The 15,073-nt window shown below is 61.3% G+C and carries 16 protein-coding genes; 9 read left to right on the plus strand and 7 right to left on the minus strand.

What is annotated here, in order from left to right; genetic code table 11:
• Positions 1-20: 20 nt before the first annotated feature.
• Positions 21-1,262, plus strand: a complete 1,242-nt coding sequence (locus DWV00_RS32380; RefSeq protein ID WP_245965126.1) for an MFS transporter — start codon at positions 21-23, stop codon at positions 1,260-1,262.
• Here DWV00_RS32380 and DWV00_RS32385 read toward each other — a convergent pair.
• A complete protein-coding gene (locus DWV00_RS32385; protein WP_115537705.1) occupies positions 1,259-2,209 on the minus strand; it encodes a LysR substrate-binding domain-containing protein in 951 nt (316 codons plus the stop codon). The two genes, DWV00_RS32380 and DWV00_RS32385, sit on opposite strands and share 4 nt — an antisense overlap.
• A 128-nt stretch (positions 2,210-2,337) precedes the next feature.
• Between DWV00_RS32385 and DWV00_RS32390 the strand changes: the two genes are divergently transcribed.
• The 4 genes from DWV00_RS32390 to DWV00_RS32405 all read left to right on the plus strand — a co-directional run bounded on the left by DWV00_RS32390 (position 2,338) and on the right by DWV00_RS32405 (position 6,145).
• The gene (locus DWV00_RS32390; RefSeq protein WP_115537706.1) at positions 2,338-3,510 is read left to right on the plus strand and encodes a M20 aminoacylase family protein; all 1,173 of its coding nucleotides are present in this window, start codon (positions 2,338-2,340) and stop codon (positions 3,508-3,510) included.
• Between the two features lie 18 nt (positions 3,511-3,528).
• Positions 3,529-4,878, plus strand: coding sequence for an MFS transporter (locus DWV00_RS32395; protein WP_115537707.1), 1,350 nt, complete (start codon positions 3,529-3,531; stop codon positions 4,876-4,878).
• 262 nt (positions 4,879-5,140) lie between these two features.
• Positions 5,141-5,560, plus strand: a complete 420-nt coding sequence (locus DWV00_RS32400; RefSeq protein WP_181885655.1) for a DUF3455 domain-containing protein — start codon at positions 5,141-5,143, stop codon at positions 5,558-5,560.
• Positions 5,561-5,623: 63 nt separating this feature from the next.
• Entirely contained in the window at positions 5,624-6,145 is a 522-nt protein-coding gene (locus DWV00_RS32405; protein WP_147298027.1) for a hypothetical protein, read from the plus strand.
• A gap of 66 nt (positions 6,146-6,211) precedes the next feature.
• Here DWV00_RS32405 and DWV00_RS32410 read toward each other — a convergent pair whose 3' ends face one another.
• Positions 6,212-6,616, minus strand: coding sequence for a hypothetical protein (locus tag DWV00_RS32410; RefSeq protein WP_115537710.1), 405 nt, complete (start codon positions 6,614-6,616; stop codon positions 6,212-6,214).
• A 99-nt stretch (positions 6,617-6,715) separates the two neighbouring features.
• On the opposite strand from DWV00_RS32410, the gene DWV00_RS32415 reads away from it, so the two are divergent.
• The 3 genes from DWV00_RS32415 to alr all read left to right on the plus strand — a co-directional run bounded on the left by DWV00_RS32415 (position 6,716) and on the right by alr (position 9,732).
• Positions 6,716-7,018: a hypothetical protein gene (locus DWV00_RS32415; RefSeq protein WP_115537711.1), complete on the plus strand. Its 303-nt coding sequence runs from the start codon at positions 6,716-6,718 to the stop codon at positions 7,016-7,018.
• Between the two features lie 216 nt (positions 7,019-7,234).
• On the plus strand, positions 7,235-8,527 hold the full coding sequence (locus DWV00_RS32420; protein WP_115537712.1) for a D-amino acid dehydrogenase: 1,293 nt from the start codon (positions 7,235-7,237) through the stop codon (positions 8,525-8,527).
• 137 nt (positions 8,528-8,664) lie between these two features.
• Entirely contained in the window at positions 8,665-9,732 is a 1,068-nt protein-coding gene (alr, locus tag DWV00_RS32425; protein WP_115537713.1) for an alanine racemase, read from the plus strand.
• A 69-nt stretch (positions 9,733-9,801) separates the two neighbouring features.
• Here the strand turns inward: alr and DWV00_RS32430 are convergent, their stop codons facing one another.
• From DWV00_RS32430 to DWV00_RS32440, 3 genes are all read right to left on the minus strand, one after another.
• Complete coding sequence (locus DWV00_RS32430) at positions 9,802-10,044, minus strand: hypothetical protein (RefSeq protein ID WP_115537714.1); 243 nt, start codon at positions 10,042-10,044, stop codon at positions 9,802-9,804.
• On the minus strand, positions 10,041-11,084 hold the full coding sequence (locus DWV00_RS32435) for a sigma 54-interacting transcriptional regulator (protein WP_115537715.1): 1,044 nt from the start codon (positions 11,082-11,084) through the stop codon (positions 10,041-10,043). The genes DWV00_RS32430 and DWV00_RS32435 overlap by 4 nt, the downstream gene beginning before the upstream one ends.
• 291 nt (positions 11,085-11,375) lie before the next feature.
• Positions 11,376-11,654 carry a 7(1) septoil knot domain-containing protein gene (locus DWV00_RS32440; protein WP_115537716.1) on the minus strand — a complete coding sequence of 93 codons (279 nt, stop codon included), beginning with the start codon at positions 11,652-11,654 and terminating at the stop codon, positions 11,376-11,378.
• Between DWV00_RS32440 and DWV00_RS32445 the strand changes: the two genes are divergently transcribed.
• Entirely contained in the window at positions 11,644-12,186 is a 543-nt protein-coding gene (locus tag DWV00_RS32445; RefSeq protein WP_147298028.1) for a hypothetical protein, read from the plus strand. The two genes, DWV00_RS32440 and DWV00_RS32445, sit on opposite strands and share 11 nt — an antisense overlap.
• Before the next feature lie 12 nt (positions 12,187-12,198).
• Here DWV00_RS32445 and DWV00_RS32450 read toward each other — a convergent pair whose 3' ends face one another.
• Both DWV00_RS32450 and DWV00_RS32460 read right to left on the minus strand, forming a co-directional pair.
• A complete protein-coding gene (locus DWV00_RS32450; RefSeq protein WP_115537718.1) occupies positions 12,199-13,137 on the minus strand; it encodes a hypothetical protein in 939 nt (312 codons plus the stop codon).
• A 791-nt stretch (positions 13,138-13,928) separates the two neighbouring features.
• The gene (locus DWV00_RS32460) at positions 13,929-15,023 is read right to left on the minus strand and encodes a GNAT family N-acetyltransferase (RefSeq protein ID WP_115537720.1); all 1,095 of its coding nucleotides are present in this window, start codon (positions 15,021-15,023) and stop codon (positions 13,929-13,931) included.
• Positions 15,024-15,073: the final 50 nt, after the last annotated feature.

Genomic DNA, 15,073 nt, shown 5'->3' on the forward strand with positions numbered 1-15,073 from the left:
GACGCGCGCGAGGAAATCAAATGAGCCTGACTAAGACTGGGATGGGTGGCGCCCGCGGGTTGCTCGTCAATCGGCTCGGTCCGGTGTCGACCATTTCCATTGCTCAGTTGTTTGGTACGTCGCTGTGGTTCAGTGCGAATAGCGCGGCCGCAGACCTGATGAAGTCATGGCATGCGAGCGCCGTGGACATCGGCTGGCTGACGAGTTCTGTGCAGGCAGGGTTCATACTCGGGACTTTGAGCATGTCGGTCGGCGGTATGGCCGACCGATTTCGCGCAAGTACGATCTTTGTCTCGAGCGCCATCTTGGGGGCGTTCTTCAACGCATGCTTTGCCTGGCTCGCGGGAGATATCGTCAGCGGCGCGATCTTCCGCTTCCTCGTGGGCGTGTGTCTCGCAGGCATCTACCCCATAGGAATGAAGCTGATCGTCAGTTGGGCGCCGGACAGGGCAGGGGCCGCGCTGGCTCAACTCGTCGCGATGCTCACGATCGGGACGGGCTTGCCTCATGCATTGAGGGCCGTGGGCGCGAGTTTGCCGTGGCAGGACGTCATAACGGCGTCTTCCGTCCTTGCGCTGCTCGGTGCATGCATGATCCGAATACTCGGCGACGGTCCGCATTTGCGCGGGCCCGCGAGCCGCCGCTCGGGTGAGGCACGCAATCGGAGCGGCACCCCTCCACCTGTGGTCGCCGCGTTCCGTCTTCCGGCGTTCCGAGTCGCAGCACTCGGCTACTTCGGCCACATGTGGGAACTCTACGCATTCTGGACGATGGTGCCATTGTTCGTTTCCCGCGCGTCGCTCGCGCACCGGCTTCACGTCGGCGGTGTCCCCGGGTTGTCGTTCTGCATTATCGGCATCGGTGCGCTCGGATGCTTGTTCGGCGGCATGCTGTCTCGCCGTGTCGGGAGCGCCAGAGTTGCCGCGGGCGCGCTCGCGCTCTCCGGCGCGTGCAGCGTGGTATTCGCGCTGGGTTGGCGCACGATGCCGGCACCCGCGCTTTTCATCCTGCTGTTGATTTGGGGCGCAGCTGTCATTGCCGATTCGCCCCAGTTTTCCGCATTGTCGGCGAAGGCTTGCCCGCGAGAGCTGGTTGGAAGCGCGTTGGCTATTCAGAATTCGATAGGCTTTGCGATCACCGTCGTGTCGATTTCAGCCGCAACGATGTTGTTCGAGCATGTCGGACTGGATGTGGCGTGGCTGCTGTTGCCGGGGCCGGTTCTTGGGCTGATCGGATTTGCCCCGGCGCTGCGAGGCGCTTAAAACAGCAATTCGATGGAGTGGAACAGGCGCCGGCGGTCGGCGTCCCGCGACCGCGCGCCTTCATCGATCACTTCCCGCAGGCATTCGATAAAGCAGGTACTTGCCGGGCTGACGGGCACGCCGCGGCGCGAGGTAATGCTGACCGTCGTTTCATCGACGATCTCGCGCAGCGGCAATGCCCGCAAATTCTCTTTCGCGATGCTCACCTCGATGAGCGGCCACGGAAAGATGCTCAGGAGATCAGTCTGCTGAAGCAGGCCCAGCACGATCGCGAACGAATGGGCAAGATGAATCGTATGGGGGATTTTCACGCCCCGCTTGCGGAACAAATTGTCGGCCATCGACTCTCGGCTCGCCGGGTCCCAGTTCAACACCCACTCGGCATCTTGCAACTCATGCAGCGTACGGGCCTCGCTAAGCGGATGCCCGCGTCGCGCGACTACGGCCGAATGCGTCGAAAAGAGCGGGACGTTATGAAACTCCGATTGCGGCGAGGCAGGCGATGGGCGGCCGATCGAAAAGTCGAGGCTGCCGTCGCGCAGACGCGGCTGCACGACAGCCAATAATCCCTCGAAAAATTCCAACTGCACCTCGGGCATCTTCCGCCTGAAGCGAGTGACCGTTTCCGGCAGAAACGTCAGTGCAAGCCATGGCGTCACGCCGATCGACAACTTGCCCGCGGCTGCGCCGCGCATCGCTTCCAGTTCCGCTTCCGCGCGCGCCAGTTGCCCGAGCACCAGCCGCGCGTGCACGACAAGCGCACGCCCATACTCGGTGAACGCGATGCCCGACGTGCCCCGAATCACGAGCGGCGCGCGCAAATCGGCTTCGAGTTCGCGCACCGATTTGGTCACGGCGGCGGGCGAGAGACCCATTTGGCGCGCCGCGGCACGAATGCTCCCGGTCTCGGCAATCGCGGCGATCGTGGTCAGTTGGTGCAGTTTCATCTGTCGGATGTATGCAGGGTGGCACCGCGGACGGCAACTGTTGGTTGCCACCGTAACCGTTTCTCGTCTGCCCGTCAAAAAAACGATTGGCTATCGTGAGTGCACAAACGACTCATGGAGACAGCAGCGTGAACACGATGGTCATTCCAGCCGGCATCGCCGGTCTCGAGGAAGAAATGATTGCCTTGCGCCGTCAGATTCACGCGCATCCCGAACTGGCTTACGAGGAGCACGTCACGGGCGATCTGGTTGCCGCGAAGCTCATCGAATGGGGCTATACGGTGACACGCGGGCTGGGTAAGACGGGTGTCGTCGGACAACTGAAAGTCGGCAGCGGTGAGCGCAAGCTGGGCCTGCGCGCCGACATGGACGCACTGCCCATCCACGAAGAGACGGGCTTGCCGTACGCGAGCAAGCTGCCCGGCAAGATGCACGCGTGCGGGCACGACGGCCACACCGCGATGCTGCTTGCCGCGGCGAAGCACCTCGCACAGGAACGCTCGTTCGACGGCACGCTGAACGTGATTTTCCAGCCCGCCGAAGAAGGCCTCACGGGGGCGAAGAAGATGATCGAAGACGGTCTCTTCGAGACGTTTCCCTGCGACGCCGTGTTCGCGATGCACAACATGCCCGGTTATCCGACGGGCAAGTTCGGCTTTTTGCCGGGACCGTTCATGGCGTCCTCGGATACGGTCATCGTCAAGGTGACGGGGCGCGGCGGCCACGGAGCCGTGCCGCACAAGGCCGTCGATCCCGTCGTCGTGTGTTCGCAGATCGTGCTGGCGCTGCAAACCATCGTGTCGCGCAATGTCTCGCCGCTCGATATGGCGATCGTCACCGTCGGCGCGATTCACGCGGGCGAAGCGCCGAACGTGATTCCCGAAGCGGCGGAAATGCGTCTTTCGGTTCGCGCATTGAAGCCCGAAGTTCGCGACTATCTGGAGGCGCGCATTCAGGAAGTCGTTCACGGGCAAGCGGCCGTCTATCACGCTCGCGCCGAGATCGACTATCGGCGCCGCTATCCCGTGCTCGTCAACGATGCGCGGATGACGGCCTTCGCCATGCAGGTCGCGCGCGAGTGGGTCGGCGAGAACGGTCTGATCGAGAACATGCAGCCGCTGACGGGCAGCGAGGACTTCGCGTTCATGCTTGAACAATGCGCAGGCTCATATCTGATCATCGGCAATGGGGACGGCGAGGGCGGTTGCATGGTCCATAACCCCGGCTACGACTTCAACGACGATTGCCTCGCGACGGGCGCTGCCTACTGGGTGCGTCTCGCGCAGGCATTTCTGTCCTGATGCGTTCGGGAGACAGTCATGGCCTATACCGCCGCATCGGCTTCCTCACCCAAAGAGAACGCATCGGCGAGCGACGCTCGACCGCGGCGCGTCAGCCACGCGAAAGCGATCGCCGCAATCACGCTCGGCAATGGTCTCGAATTTTTTGACTTCACGATTTATAGCTTCTTCGCGACGATTATCGGAAAGCTGTATTTCCCCGTCGAAGGGCAGCTTGCGCAACTGATGCTCGCGGTCGGCACGTTCGGCGTCGGCTTCATCATGCGGCCCGTGGGCGGTGTGGTGCTCGGTGCCTATGCGGACCGGGCGGGGCGTAAGGCGGCGATGAGCCTCACGCTCTGGCTGATGACCCTCGGCTCCGCGATCGTTGCTTTCGCCCCGACGTATGCAGCGATCGGACTCGCAGCACCTGTGCTCGTCATCCTGGCCCGGCTGATTCAGGGTTTCGCGTTGGGCGGCGAAATCGGTGCATCGACGTCGCTGTTGCTGGAATATGGCAGCGACCGCACACGCGGTTTCTATGGCAGTTGGCAGTTCGTGAGCCAGGGCCTGAACACGGTGGTCGGCTCGCTGCTTGGCGTCGCGCTCGCGGCGATGCTGTCGACGCATGCACTAGAAAGCTGGGGCTGGCGCGTGCCGTTCGTGATCGGCATGGCGATGGGGCCGATCGGCGTGTACATTCGGCGGCATCTCGATGAAACGCTGTCGGTGCCTGCGTCTTCGGAAGAGGTGCAAGCGATCGAGGTATCGGCCGTTGCTCGGCCTCTACGCGAGATCTTCGGCACGCATTGGGGCGTGATCGTGACCGGCGTCGTGACGACGATCGGCGGCACGGCGGCGAACTACATCGTGCTGTTCTATCTGTCGACGTACGCCATCAAGATCCTGCATATGCCGATGTCGCTCGCGTTGTGGGCATCGTGGACGGCGGCGTTCGTTACGGCGATCTGCTCGCCGTTCGCCGGCTCGCTCTCGGATCGCCATGGACGCAAGCGCGTACTGTGGATCTCGCGCGCATTGCTGATCGCGGCGGTGTATCCCGCGTTTATGGTCATCAATGCCGTGCCGACCGTGCCCGTGCTGCTGGCGGTGGTCGCTGGGCTGGGCGTGCTCGTTGCATTCACGGCCGTGCCCAATATCGTGATGCTGCCCGAGATGTTTCCGCGTGAGATTCGCGCGACGGGAATGTCGATCGTTTATTGCCTCGGTGTGTCGATCTTCGGCGGCTTCGCGCAGTTCTTCGCGACCTGGCTGATTCAACTGTCCGGCAATACGCTGGCGCCGGCCTGGTACTTGATCGGGTGCGGTCTGGTGTCCCTGCTGCCGCTGCCGTTCATTCGCGAGACGGCGGGGCGGCCGATCGATTGAAGCATGCCTTGACTGCCCGGGCTTCCCGATTTTCGGGGAGAGCGGGCAGCGATCGACGTGGAGTACGGGCGTTCGCGTGAGCACACGGAGTCTCGCCAAATGGCGTACGATTGCCCGTCGTCGCCGTCTGTCAACGCCAAGGACAAACATGCGCCTTTCACGCCATTCCAAGAAATTCGATTTCCGGCATTGGATAATCGCCGCTGCGGTGCCTTTTGCGCTCGTGCAATCCCCGAACGCAAGTGCGGACGCTGCCTCGGCCGTGGATGCGCCCTCCGGCACCCATGAGATCAAGACGCTGACCGCTACGGGGGTACAGGTCTACGCGTGCGAATACGATGCTGCGCATCAACTTGGATGGAAATTCAAAAGTCCGCTCGCGAGCCTGTATGACGATCGCGGCCAACTGACCGTGCATCACTTCGCGGGGCCGACATGGCGCGCCGGGGATGGCAGCGCAATCAAGGCAAAGGTGGCCGCACAAGCGCCGAGCCCGACGCCCGGAGCGATCCCATGGCTGCTGTTGAGCGTGACCGCGCACAGTGGCACGGGGCTTTTGTCGAAAGTGCAATACGTTCGCCGCATCGATACGGTGGGCGGCACGGCACCGAGCACACCCTGCGTGAAAGAGCACGATAAGGGCGAATCGCCTTACTTCGCGCGATACGTGTTCCTCGAGTGAGCGAGCTTCGGCCGTTTCGGGCTCGGCTCACCCTGACGGCTGCCGCCTTCAATGAATGATCGCGTGAACAGGTTGCTGCTCCTGCCGCTGATGCTGGTGTGCGCGGGCTGCGTCCAGCAATTGCAAGCGCTGCCCGCATCCGTGAGCTTCGTTCGATTTGAGAGGACGGGCTACGCTTACAAGCTCACGTTCGTGTCAAACAAGGGATTTCTTGCCGCGCCCTATACCGACAAGCTGCCCGTCGTAGGCCATTGGTTGATCTGCTCCCTGGATGAGGACACCGATTTCTCCATCGATCACGCGTTCTCCCTGCGAAGGTTCATGCGAGGCAGCACCGTTTCGGCCGACCAAGCGGGGAAGGGAAGACAGCTCCCATTCGCTTATTCAACCGAGCTGAATTTCAGCGAGACGCTGGATGGCGGCGCATCCGATCGTGCTTTAAGCAAGGCTGATGTCGACAGCCTGCTTGCAGGCCGATCCAGCATCCCATGCAAGGTCGTGATGACCATCGACGGATATAGGCCTTACTACTCGATGATCATGCAGGTTCCGACCGCGGCGCTGCTCGACGAAGTTAACCGGTAATCTTTTAGCACCGGCGCGTTCGGGGGCGGCGAGCAGGCCGCCACCGCTCTCTTTCTTTTTTCTTCCCTAGTGTTCGCATTGGACGTCCTGCCTGCGCACGACGATGATCGCCGGGTATGTTCCCTGGTCAAGCTCCACGCGTGCGACCACGGTCATCGTTGCGGGATCCGAGTCGTCGAAAACGCTGACCTGCGCGTGTTCGAGGTTTGTCACCCCGGTGCAGTCCGAGGTGCGGCCTTGGCCCTGCGATACCTTGCACTGGATCGGGTTGTCGGCCAGGTAGCGATACTTGTTGGAACTCGCGAGATACTCGCGAAAGCTCTGCGCTGAACCCCCGACGCCCGTGACATACCCAATCTCACACGGCTGTTTGGGCGTTGCATCGCCGCTGGAAGCTTGGGCTTGCGCGGGCGCACTTGTGGTCGCAATGGCCACCGCGGCCACCAATGTCAACGCGACGGTATGTTTCATAGGGCACTGTCCTGACGGTTTGCATTCACTCGAATGCTTGAGGATCCGAGATTGTGCCTCGTTCGGTGCGAGGCATGTCGATTACTGCGCGACGATGAAATGCGAAAGATTGCCTACATTGCACTGACCTTGGTGCTGACCTCCGTGATCCTGGCGGGAATCATTTGGCTTGCGTTTCTCACCCCTTGGTTTGCAAACGGTGGCGGATGGGACTTGGTGGAGCCGCTTTTCCGGCTCTTCGGCGCCGTCGGCGAGGAACAAACCAATGCCGTTCTCACCGGCACGTTGCTGGCGGCCAGCTTGCTGCTGGCTCTGCTGGTTGCATGGTTGATTGCACGGATTGAAGGTCGATTCCGTCGATGGCGTGCAATGCAGAGGCAAGAAACGCCGCATCGCAAATGAGCGTGCCGCTGTTCCGTCCACTGTATCGCGCCGATCTCCGGTCATCTGTCAGCGTCTACCGGCACCAGCTGCGGGTAGTAACTATCACCAAAAAATGGATAAAAGACATTAAATAAAACTGCTCAGAAATCAATATGATGCGCTCACTGCCTAGGATCTTCCAAGATGGCAGTGAAAAGCATTTGATTTCAGGGCAACGAAGCCATCGGAGTGACTATGCGAGTCGTCGTGCTGGGCAGCGGGGTTGTTGGAGTGACGAGCGCTTACTACCTCGCGCTCGCCGGGCACGAGGTGACGGTCATCGACCGCGAAGCCGGTCCGGCGCTCGAGACCAGCTTTGCAAACGCCGGGCAAATCTCACCGGGCTACGCGTCCCCTTGGGCCGCGCCGGGCGTTCCGCTGAAAGCCGTGAAATGGATGTTCCAGAAGCATGCCCCGCTGGCGATTCGTCCCGACGACGAGGACAAGCAGTTTCAGCTTCAGTGGATGTGGCAAATGCTGCAAAACTGTACGGCCGAACGCTATGCCGTCAACAAGAACCGAATGGTCAGGCTGGCCGAATACAGCCGCGACTGCCTCAAGGTGTTGAGAGAGAACACCGGCATCCAGTACGAGGGCCGCACGGGCGGTACGCTCCAGGTCTTTCGCACGCAGCAGCAATTCGACGGCGCCGCGAAGGATATCGCCGTGCTGAAAGAGGCGAACGTTCCCTACGAGCTTCTCTCTCGATCGGAGCTGGCGCGCGCCGAGCCGGCCCTTGCCGCCACCGCGCACAAGCTGACGGGCGGGCTGCGCTTGCCCGGCGACGAAACGGGCGACTGCCAGTTGTTCACCACTCGCCTTGCCGCCCTGGCCGAAAAAGCCGGCGTGAGCTTCCGCTATAACACCAGCATCGATGGCCTCGTCGTCGAAGGCGGTGCGGTGGTGGGCGCGCAGCATGGCGGCAAGCTGATCCATGCCGATGCGTTCGTCGTTGCGTTCGGATCCTATTCAACCAAGTTTCTTTCCAGCATCGTCAAGATCCCCGTTTACCCGCTCAAGGGATACTCGATTACGGCGCCGATCGCCGATGAAGCCGCGGCGCCGGTTTCCACCGTGCTCGACGAGACATACAAGATCGCGATCACGCGCTTCGATAATCGCGTTCGCGTGGGCGGCATGGCCGAGATCGTCGGCTTCGACAAGCGCCTGCGTGAAGCGAGGCGCGAAACGCTAGAAATGTGCGTGAACGATCTTTTCCCCGGCGGAGGCGACACGGCGAAGGCGACGTTCTGGACCGGCCTGCGCCCGATGACACCCGACGGCACGCCGATCGTCGGCCGTACGGCACTGCAGAACCTCTTTCTGAACACGGGGCACGGCACGCTCGGGTGGACGATGTCGTGCGGTTCCGCTCAACTGCTCGCAGATCTCATCTCGGGCAAGCAGCCGGCCATTCGCTTCGACGACCTGAACGTTTTTCGATACGCCGACGAGCCGGCCGCGCCCGCCGATTTCGAACTCGGTTAGCCGGCTCGAAGCACGCGCCCCAGGGCGCGTTTCTCTCTCATGCTGCTGGGGGGATCGCGCGGGTGACTCCACCGCGCGGAGTCGGCTCGCGCACGCCTCGAGCCAAGCCTCATTTCTTTTCGCATTAAAGGATCGCCATGCCCCGTCCGATTACGGCCTACATTCACGTCGATGCTGTCCGGCACAACCTCGAAGTCATCAAGCAACGATCGGCGCCGGCTAAGGTGTGGGCCGTCGTCAAAGCGAACGCTTACGGTCACGGGATCGAACGCATCTATCCCGCGCTCGCCGCGGCCGACGGCATCGCGCTGCTCGATCTGGACGAAGCCGTGCGCGTCCGCGAGCTCGGATGGAAGAAGCCGATTCTCCTGCTTGAAGGCGTGTTCAAGCCCGAGGACGCCGAAATGGCCGACGCACTCGGATTGACGGTAGCCGTTCATTGCGACGAGCAGCTCGATCTCATCGCCGCCGCGAAGCGCAGCCGGCCGATCGACATCTACCTGAAGATGAACTCGGGGATGAACCGCCTGGGCTACACGCCCGACACGTTCCGTGCAGCGTGGGAGCGGGCGCATGCGGCGCCGTCCATTCGCGAGATTACGCTGATGAGCCATTTCGCCAGTGCCGACGCAGGCGACATCGATTGGCAGATGAACCGGTTCGAAGCGGCAAGCGGCGGTATTCCCGGACAGCGCAGCCTCTCTAATTCGGCGGCCGTCCTATGGCACAAAGCCGTTCACCGCAATTGGGTTCGGCCGGGCATCATTCTCTATGGCGGTTCGCCGTCGGGTGTTTCGCGCGATATCGCCGATGTTCCGCTGCGCGCATCGATGAGCCTCGTCAGCGAAATCATCGGGACGCAGACCTTGCGCGCCGATGAGACGGTCGGTTATGGGAGGGCATTCACCGCGGATCGTGAAATGCGGATCGGTGTCGTCGCTTGCGGATATGCCGATGGCTATCCACGGCACGCGCCGGCGGGAACGCCCATTGCAGTCGACGGCATCGTCACGCGTGTGGTGGGGCGCGTATCGATGGATATGATTACCGTTGATCTCACGCCGTGTCCGGCTGCGGGCATCGGCTCGAAGGTCGAACTCTGGGGCGATCAGGTGAAGATCGATGACGTGGCCGCGCCGGCCGGCACGATCGGATATGAGCTGATGTGTGCATTGGCTCGACGGGTGCCCGTCAAGGCGGTCTGACGCTGCGCGCGAGTGGCGCGTCCGCCATCGCCATCTCGTGCTTTTGCGATGCGCCTCGTCATCGTTCGCTCAATCGGACTGCGATTGCCTCAAGCGCCAGACTTCCCGATTCGACACGCGCCGGCATTCCAACAAGCCGGCTGCTTCGAGTCGCACGAGCGCGATATGCGTGATCGTGAGCGATTCAGGCATCGACGGCCAGTCGATCCACCATTCGTGGATGCCTTCGACCGTATCGGCGCTGTGGGGATGCGAGTGCAGATAACGCATGATGGCATCGGCCGCTACTCGAACTAGGTCATCGTCGATCATTTCTTTGCCGCGCACACGGGGGATGCGATTTCAGCATTCATCGATTGGCTCGCGTCGGCACGCGCCTCGGACAAGAGTGGAATTGCATTCGTATTCTGCAGACTGTGCTTGCGGACCAGTTTTCCGAAGGCGCTGCGTTCTTGCCCGGATAGCCGGGCCGCCAGCGTGAGATTGCCGCCGGCTTTTTCGAGGATATGGCTCAGATAGCGCCGCTCGAATTCGGCAATCGCATGGGCCTTGGCAGTTTTGAATAGACCGTGTTTGCCTTCGGTGCGCTCGACGTTGGACGCGGCCGTGCCGAAGCGAATTTCCTCTCCGTCCGTCATCAGAAATTCGCGGTGTACGACGTTTTCGAGTTCGCGGATGTTGCCGGGCCAATGGTATTCGGCGATGAAGGCGCGCGTGTCCGGGTGCAGCACCTTGGGCGGCATCCGATACTGATGACTGAGCCTGTCCAGGAACGTTCGGGCCAACTCGATACTGTCGCCGTCTCGCTCGCGCAGCGGGGGCATGCGTAGCAGCAGCACGTTGAGGCGATAGAGCAAGTCGCTTCGGAATTGGCGCGTCTGTGCCAACTGCTCCAAATTCGCATTGCTCGCGACGACGATGCGCACATCGGCATGCCGTTCGACGCCGCTGCCGAGACGGCGATAGCTTTTGTCTTGGAGGAAGCGCAATAGCGCGGATTGCGCGCGCAAGCTCAATGCATCGACCTCGTCGAGAAAGAGCGTGCCGCCGTCGGCCTCGCAGACGAGGCCGACGGCCGCCGCTTTGGCGTCGGTGAACGCACCGCGCTCGTGGCCGAACAGTTCGCTTTCGATTAGCGCTTCGGGTAATGCCCCGCAATTGACGGGAATGAAGGGTTTGTCGCACCGGCGGCTTTGATAGTGAATGGCGCGGGCCGCTACTTCCTTTCCCGTACCGGTTTCACCGGCAATCATTACAGTTGCATCGACAGAAGCGATTTTCTGTATTTCCGAGCAAGTTTGCTTAAATCTTGCCGACGAACCAATCAAACGGTGTTTCAGAAAATCGTCCATCTATCGTCCCCATTGCGCTGCGTAGGGGCGCCGGAAATCCGATGCGTTTCGCACGGAATCGCGCCCCCTTCTTTTAGATGAGCCCAATGCTGAGGCTCTAATGATGTGAAGATTGTAGGGGGTGATTTTTTTTGGCGTCAATAAAAGATATATTTCAACTTGCTTTCATAATCCGGGCGCGCTTGCTGGAGGCCCGTAAGACCGAGAGCCGGCAGTGAAAATGTGACGGGAGTTTACAAGATCGTGCTTATTGGGCGTTGTCGTGGCAAAAGGCCTACGATGTGGGTGCAATTAGTATCCGAAGCGGCCTTTGAATGAGTGTGGAGTCTGCCAGCCGGCTTCCCCGTAGCTGTCGACGAAACAAATTTTGACGTCGGCCATGCCGGGGCTGGTAAAGAAAAGCCACGATGTGGCGAGTTGCTTGTCTTTGGTGATGAACCAAAGTGCATCGCCGTGTGCTAGGCCGAGGGAATTGACTCGATGGACGAGCAAATCGGCGAAGCCGCGTGCTACCAGCGCGACGCGGATATGTGCTTCGCCCATGGTTGAGGTTTGGTAGATGTACGCCATCGAGTGGATTGCTCCAAGTTGGATGAAATCGATTTTAGGCGCCGATTTGCGATGTGGCATTGAAGCGACGATACTGTGCGAGCGGCATTGTAATTGTGCATGCGAACGCACATTGCGCGCTATTCATTTGTCTCTGGTTGAACCCGTCATGCGAAAAGAAAAGCCTTTCGGCCGTCCCACGCTGCGTTTACGCGGCGATGCTCACCGCGTGGAGATCATCGTTCCGAACGGCACGACGCAGCCGGTAATGGGCACACGCGAACCCGGCGACGAAGACGCGCGAGCCGCCACCATCGAGCATGCCGGCGGAGCGGGACGGTCTCCTCGTCAGGAGGTGCCCGTTTCGATCGAGCAGCCGCTGCCGCAGCGTGTGCAGACCGTGTTGACGCATCGCCTGCCGCGTGCCGTGCAGGAGCGACTCGATGGCGGAGGGGAGAGTCTTGCATCTTCGCGGCGAGCGGACCGTGGTGGCGAAATCGAGCTGTTGTCCGCGGCGGATTTGGAAGACCGAGGCTATGGCAAGACAAAATGAACGGTGGGCCACTCAGTCGTCCTTCGGAGGGATGACCCCGCTGTGAAGGGAACGGAGGCGGTAGGGCATCTGTCCGGTCATTCGCGCTGCGTCTCGGGTGGCCGCAGAGCGCATGCGAGCGGCCTGGGATTCAATGATGTCCGAGTGACTCCAGCCGTCGGCGGCGAGGACTCGGGCCTGCTCGGCATCGAAGCCGGAAGCCATCAAGTCTCTATGTGTCGATTCCATATGGCTGAGCACACTCGTGCTGGCGGGGGACGTATCCGTTCCGTCTTCGAGTGCGCCGCGCACGCCGCGAAAGCTGGCCACCGCGCCGGTGCCGGTGGCGGGCATGGAGCCCGGCAGATTGCCGCTACCCTTGGGGTTGCGTTGGCCAAAAACGCTTGGCAACGTGTCCTCCGATCCTTCCATCGCTCCGTGCGCGATCGATTGGGCACTCGCTAGGGCCATGTAGGGATCGCGCCGCTGCTCGGCGATGCCGACGATATTGGCGGTCGTCGCGAGATGGACTGCATGTGCCTGCGGCACGGTGACGGGTTCGAGCATCATCTCCGATTGCACTAGAGCGAATGCTTCCCGGTCGGAATCGGCCATCTGCGACAGATGTCTTGCTTCCGCCGGATACGATGGCGCCCCTCGGCTGCCGGCGGAGTAGAGATGCCGCTCGTGGTCGGGCAGATGCGAGGGATTTTGGGAGCGCCCGACCGTAACCGACTCATTGCCGATTCTGCGCCGCAACTGCACGTAATTGCTTTCGTTGGAGCGCGGTTCCGCCGCCAGTTGAAGACGATCCTGCGGCGTCTGGATTTCCGCTACGCGTCGCTTTTTGTTGCGGACTTCGGTCTCGCCCTGCAGATGAGGTTGTGTCTCTGACGATATCTGATGGGCGAAACGGGTATCGGCGGTGTGCATGGTTCGCGCGAGTTCCTCGCGCATGTCCAGCGTAGCCATTACATCGCTCAGGCTTGGCGGTGCCAGGGCGGTTGTGCTTTGCCGAATCGCCGAGGACGATGTGCCCGTTCCGCCAACCGGTGGTGGCGACGGTGCTTTGCGTTGCGATCCGCGATTGCTGTTGGACATGCCGTTACCCCTCGAAGGTTTAAATTTTTCGACGTAGCCGCATTAATCCATCTTCTCTTTCGGTCCGGGCCTTTTGATCGGCCCGACAGGCGAAGGCATGAGGGCATGCACGGCCTGCGCCGTTCGATCCGCCACCTCTGAAGCGAACGGCACGCCCGTGCTGTGCAACACGGCTGCGACGGGGGCGACTCCCGTGGCAGCGCGTGCGGTACTGGCTACTGCCTGGACGCCCATTGTCACTGCCCCGCTGAGATTTCCTTGTTTCAAGGCTGACCACGCACTGGAAGCTTCTTCCATCGCAACGTGGCTCTGATGTCTCGCATGCTCCGCGTCCCATCCATGGGTAGGCCCCGGGAGCATCGAAGCCGCCGTGCTGACCCTGCCGATTATCGCGTGGGGCGTGAGTTCATTCCTGACAACCTCTGCAGCGCGATCGCGCCACGTAGGCTGAACGAGAGGCGAAAGTGCCTCGCTCGGAGCGGGAGATGGATGCGGCGCAACGCTTTGTGCCGCGGCGACTCCAACGGTGTTATAGCGCAAATGCAACGGGATATCAGCCATTCGCACGGATGCGAACCCTCCCGTCACGGTCCGCTGCCTAAGCGTGGGGTGAAGCGTATTTTTGGGATCGGTGGGCATGAGTTGAGCCGAGTTTTTCGATGTTAGAGAGAGAGGTTCGTCAGTGGTACTGCTGCTTGAACATCCGAGTTCATGTATTGCAACAACGCGTGCAATTCGGTGGTGATGTGTGCCATGGCCTCGCCGGGGCCAAGCCGATAAAACATCTGATCGTTATTGGGCGCCGCCGCGCGAATGCCCGTATCGAGGAATCCCATCTTTTCCAAGGCTTTGCGCGACGGCGTGTTGTAGTCATAAACCTTGGCGTAGCAGCAGCGCATACCGGCGTGCCGATGCGCGGCCGCAAGCAATTGCGTGGCGGCATCCGGCCCAAACCCGTATCCCTGAAAATCACGGCCGAGCCAATAGTAGAAAAAGCCGACGTCGCCATGCAGGGTCAGGCCTACGCTGCCGATGAATCCCCAAGATCGGTGCATGATGGCGAATCGATGATCGTCGCGTGAGTGAGCGTCGTCGAGCCAGGCGTGCCAGTCGTCCGTCGTTTTGAAATCCGGCAAGCAGCACAATTGCGCGATGGCGGGGTCGTAGTACTGCCAACGGAAGTCCGAAACATGATGATGTCCCAGCGGCTCCAGATACAGCGCGTCCTCATCGCTGACGATCCCGGTCATCGGTAGCGTGCATCGTCGCCAATCGCGCCACGCCACGAGATGCCGATACGTTGCCGCGTGACCTTGCCGCGCGGGGCAGGCGATTTGCATCGCAACGGCCAAATCGATGGCCGCATCGACTTCACCGACGACGTAATAGGCCTCGCATAGATAGAGAAGCAGGGCGTCGTCGAGGCGGTGAGTCGGCCTGAGCGATTCGCCGACGGCGATGACGAGCGGCCAGTACGACCATGCCGATGCCAATTCGAGCAACGACTTCCATGCGGAAATGTCGAGCTCGGCCCGATGCCGCTCCCATGATCGGCGTAGCCCAATGAGGCAGTTCGCGCGCTGAGAGGGCGCAAGCGATGCAGCCTGTCGCACGAGGCAGGGCAAACGACGCGCAAGCGTCGATGGATCCCAATCGCAGTCGTTCAACTCGCTCAATACGTCGTCGAGCGGCGCCTCGGCTGCATCGCACCCGTGACGGACGTATCGCTGGGGCAACTGCAGTGCTAGGGGTTGCATGGTTGCTCTTTGTCGTTCGCGGTTCGCACGGCGCGGTTAAAGGTGTTCGA

This window comes from Trinickia dinghuensis, from assembly GCF_003367175.1.
GTDB classification, from domain to species: Bacteria; Pseudomonadota; Gammaproteobacteria; order Burkholderiales; family Burkholderiaceae; genus Trinickia; species Trinickia dinghuensis.

Coding starts and splice junctions, on each gene's coding strand:
- DWV00_RS32380 (WP_245965126.1), top strand. CDS start 21: ATGAGCCTGACTAAGACTGGGATGGGTGGCGCCCGCGGGTTGCTCGTC.
- DWV00_RS32385 (WP_115537705.1), bottom strand. CDS start 2,209: ATGAAACTGCACCAACTGACCACGATCGCCGCGATTGCCGAGACCGGG.
- DWV00_RS32395 (WP_115537707.1), top strand. CDS start 3,529: ATGGCCTATACCGCCGCATCGGCTTCCTCACCCAAAGAGAACGCATCG.
- DWV00_RS32410 (WP_115537710.1), bottom strand. CDS start 6,616: ATGAAACATACCGTCGCGTTGACATTGGTGGCCGCGGTGGCCATTGCG.
- DWV00_RS32415 (WP_115537711.1), top strand. CDS start 6,716: ATGCGAAAGATTGCCTACATTGCACTGACCTTGGTGCTGACCTCCGTG.
- DWV00_RS32420 (WP_115537712.1), top strand. CDS start 7,235: ATGCGAGTCGTCGTGCTGGGCAGCGGGGTTGTTGGAGTGACGAGCGCT.
- alr (WP_115537713.1), top strand. CDS start 8,665: ATGCCCCGTCCGATTACGGCCTACATTCACGTCGATGCTGTCCGGCAC.
- DWV00_RS32430 (WP_115537714.1), bottom strand. CDS start 10,044: ATGATCGACGATGACCTAGTTCGAGTAGCGGCCGATGCCATCATGCGT.
- DWV00_RS32435 (WP_115537715.1), bottom strand. CDS start 11,084: ATGGACGATTTTCTGAAACACCGTTTGATTGGTTCGTCGGCAAGATTT.
- DWV00_RS32445 (WP_147298028.1), top strand. CDS start 11,644: ATGTACGCCATCGAGTGGATTGCTCCAAGTTGGATGAAATCGATTTTA.
- DWV00_RS32440 (WP_115537716.1), bottom strand. CDS start 11,654: ATGGCGTACATCTACCAAACCTCAACCATGGGCGAAGCACATATCCGC.
- DWV00_RS32450 (WP_115537718.1), bottom strand. CDS start 13,137: ATGGCTACGCTGGACATGCGCGAGGAACTCGCGCGAACCATGCACACC.
- DWV00_RS32460 (WP_115537720.1), bottom strand. CDS start 15,023: ATGCAACCCCTAGCACTGCAGTTGCCCCAGCGATACGTCCGTCACGGG.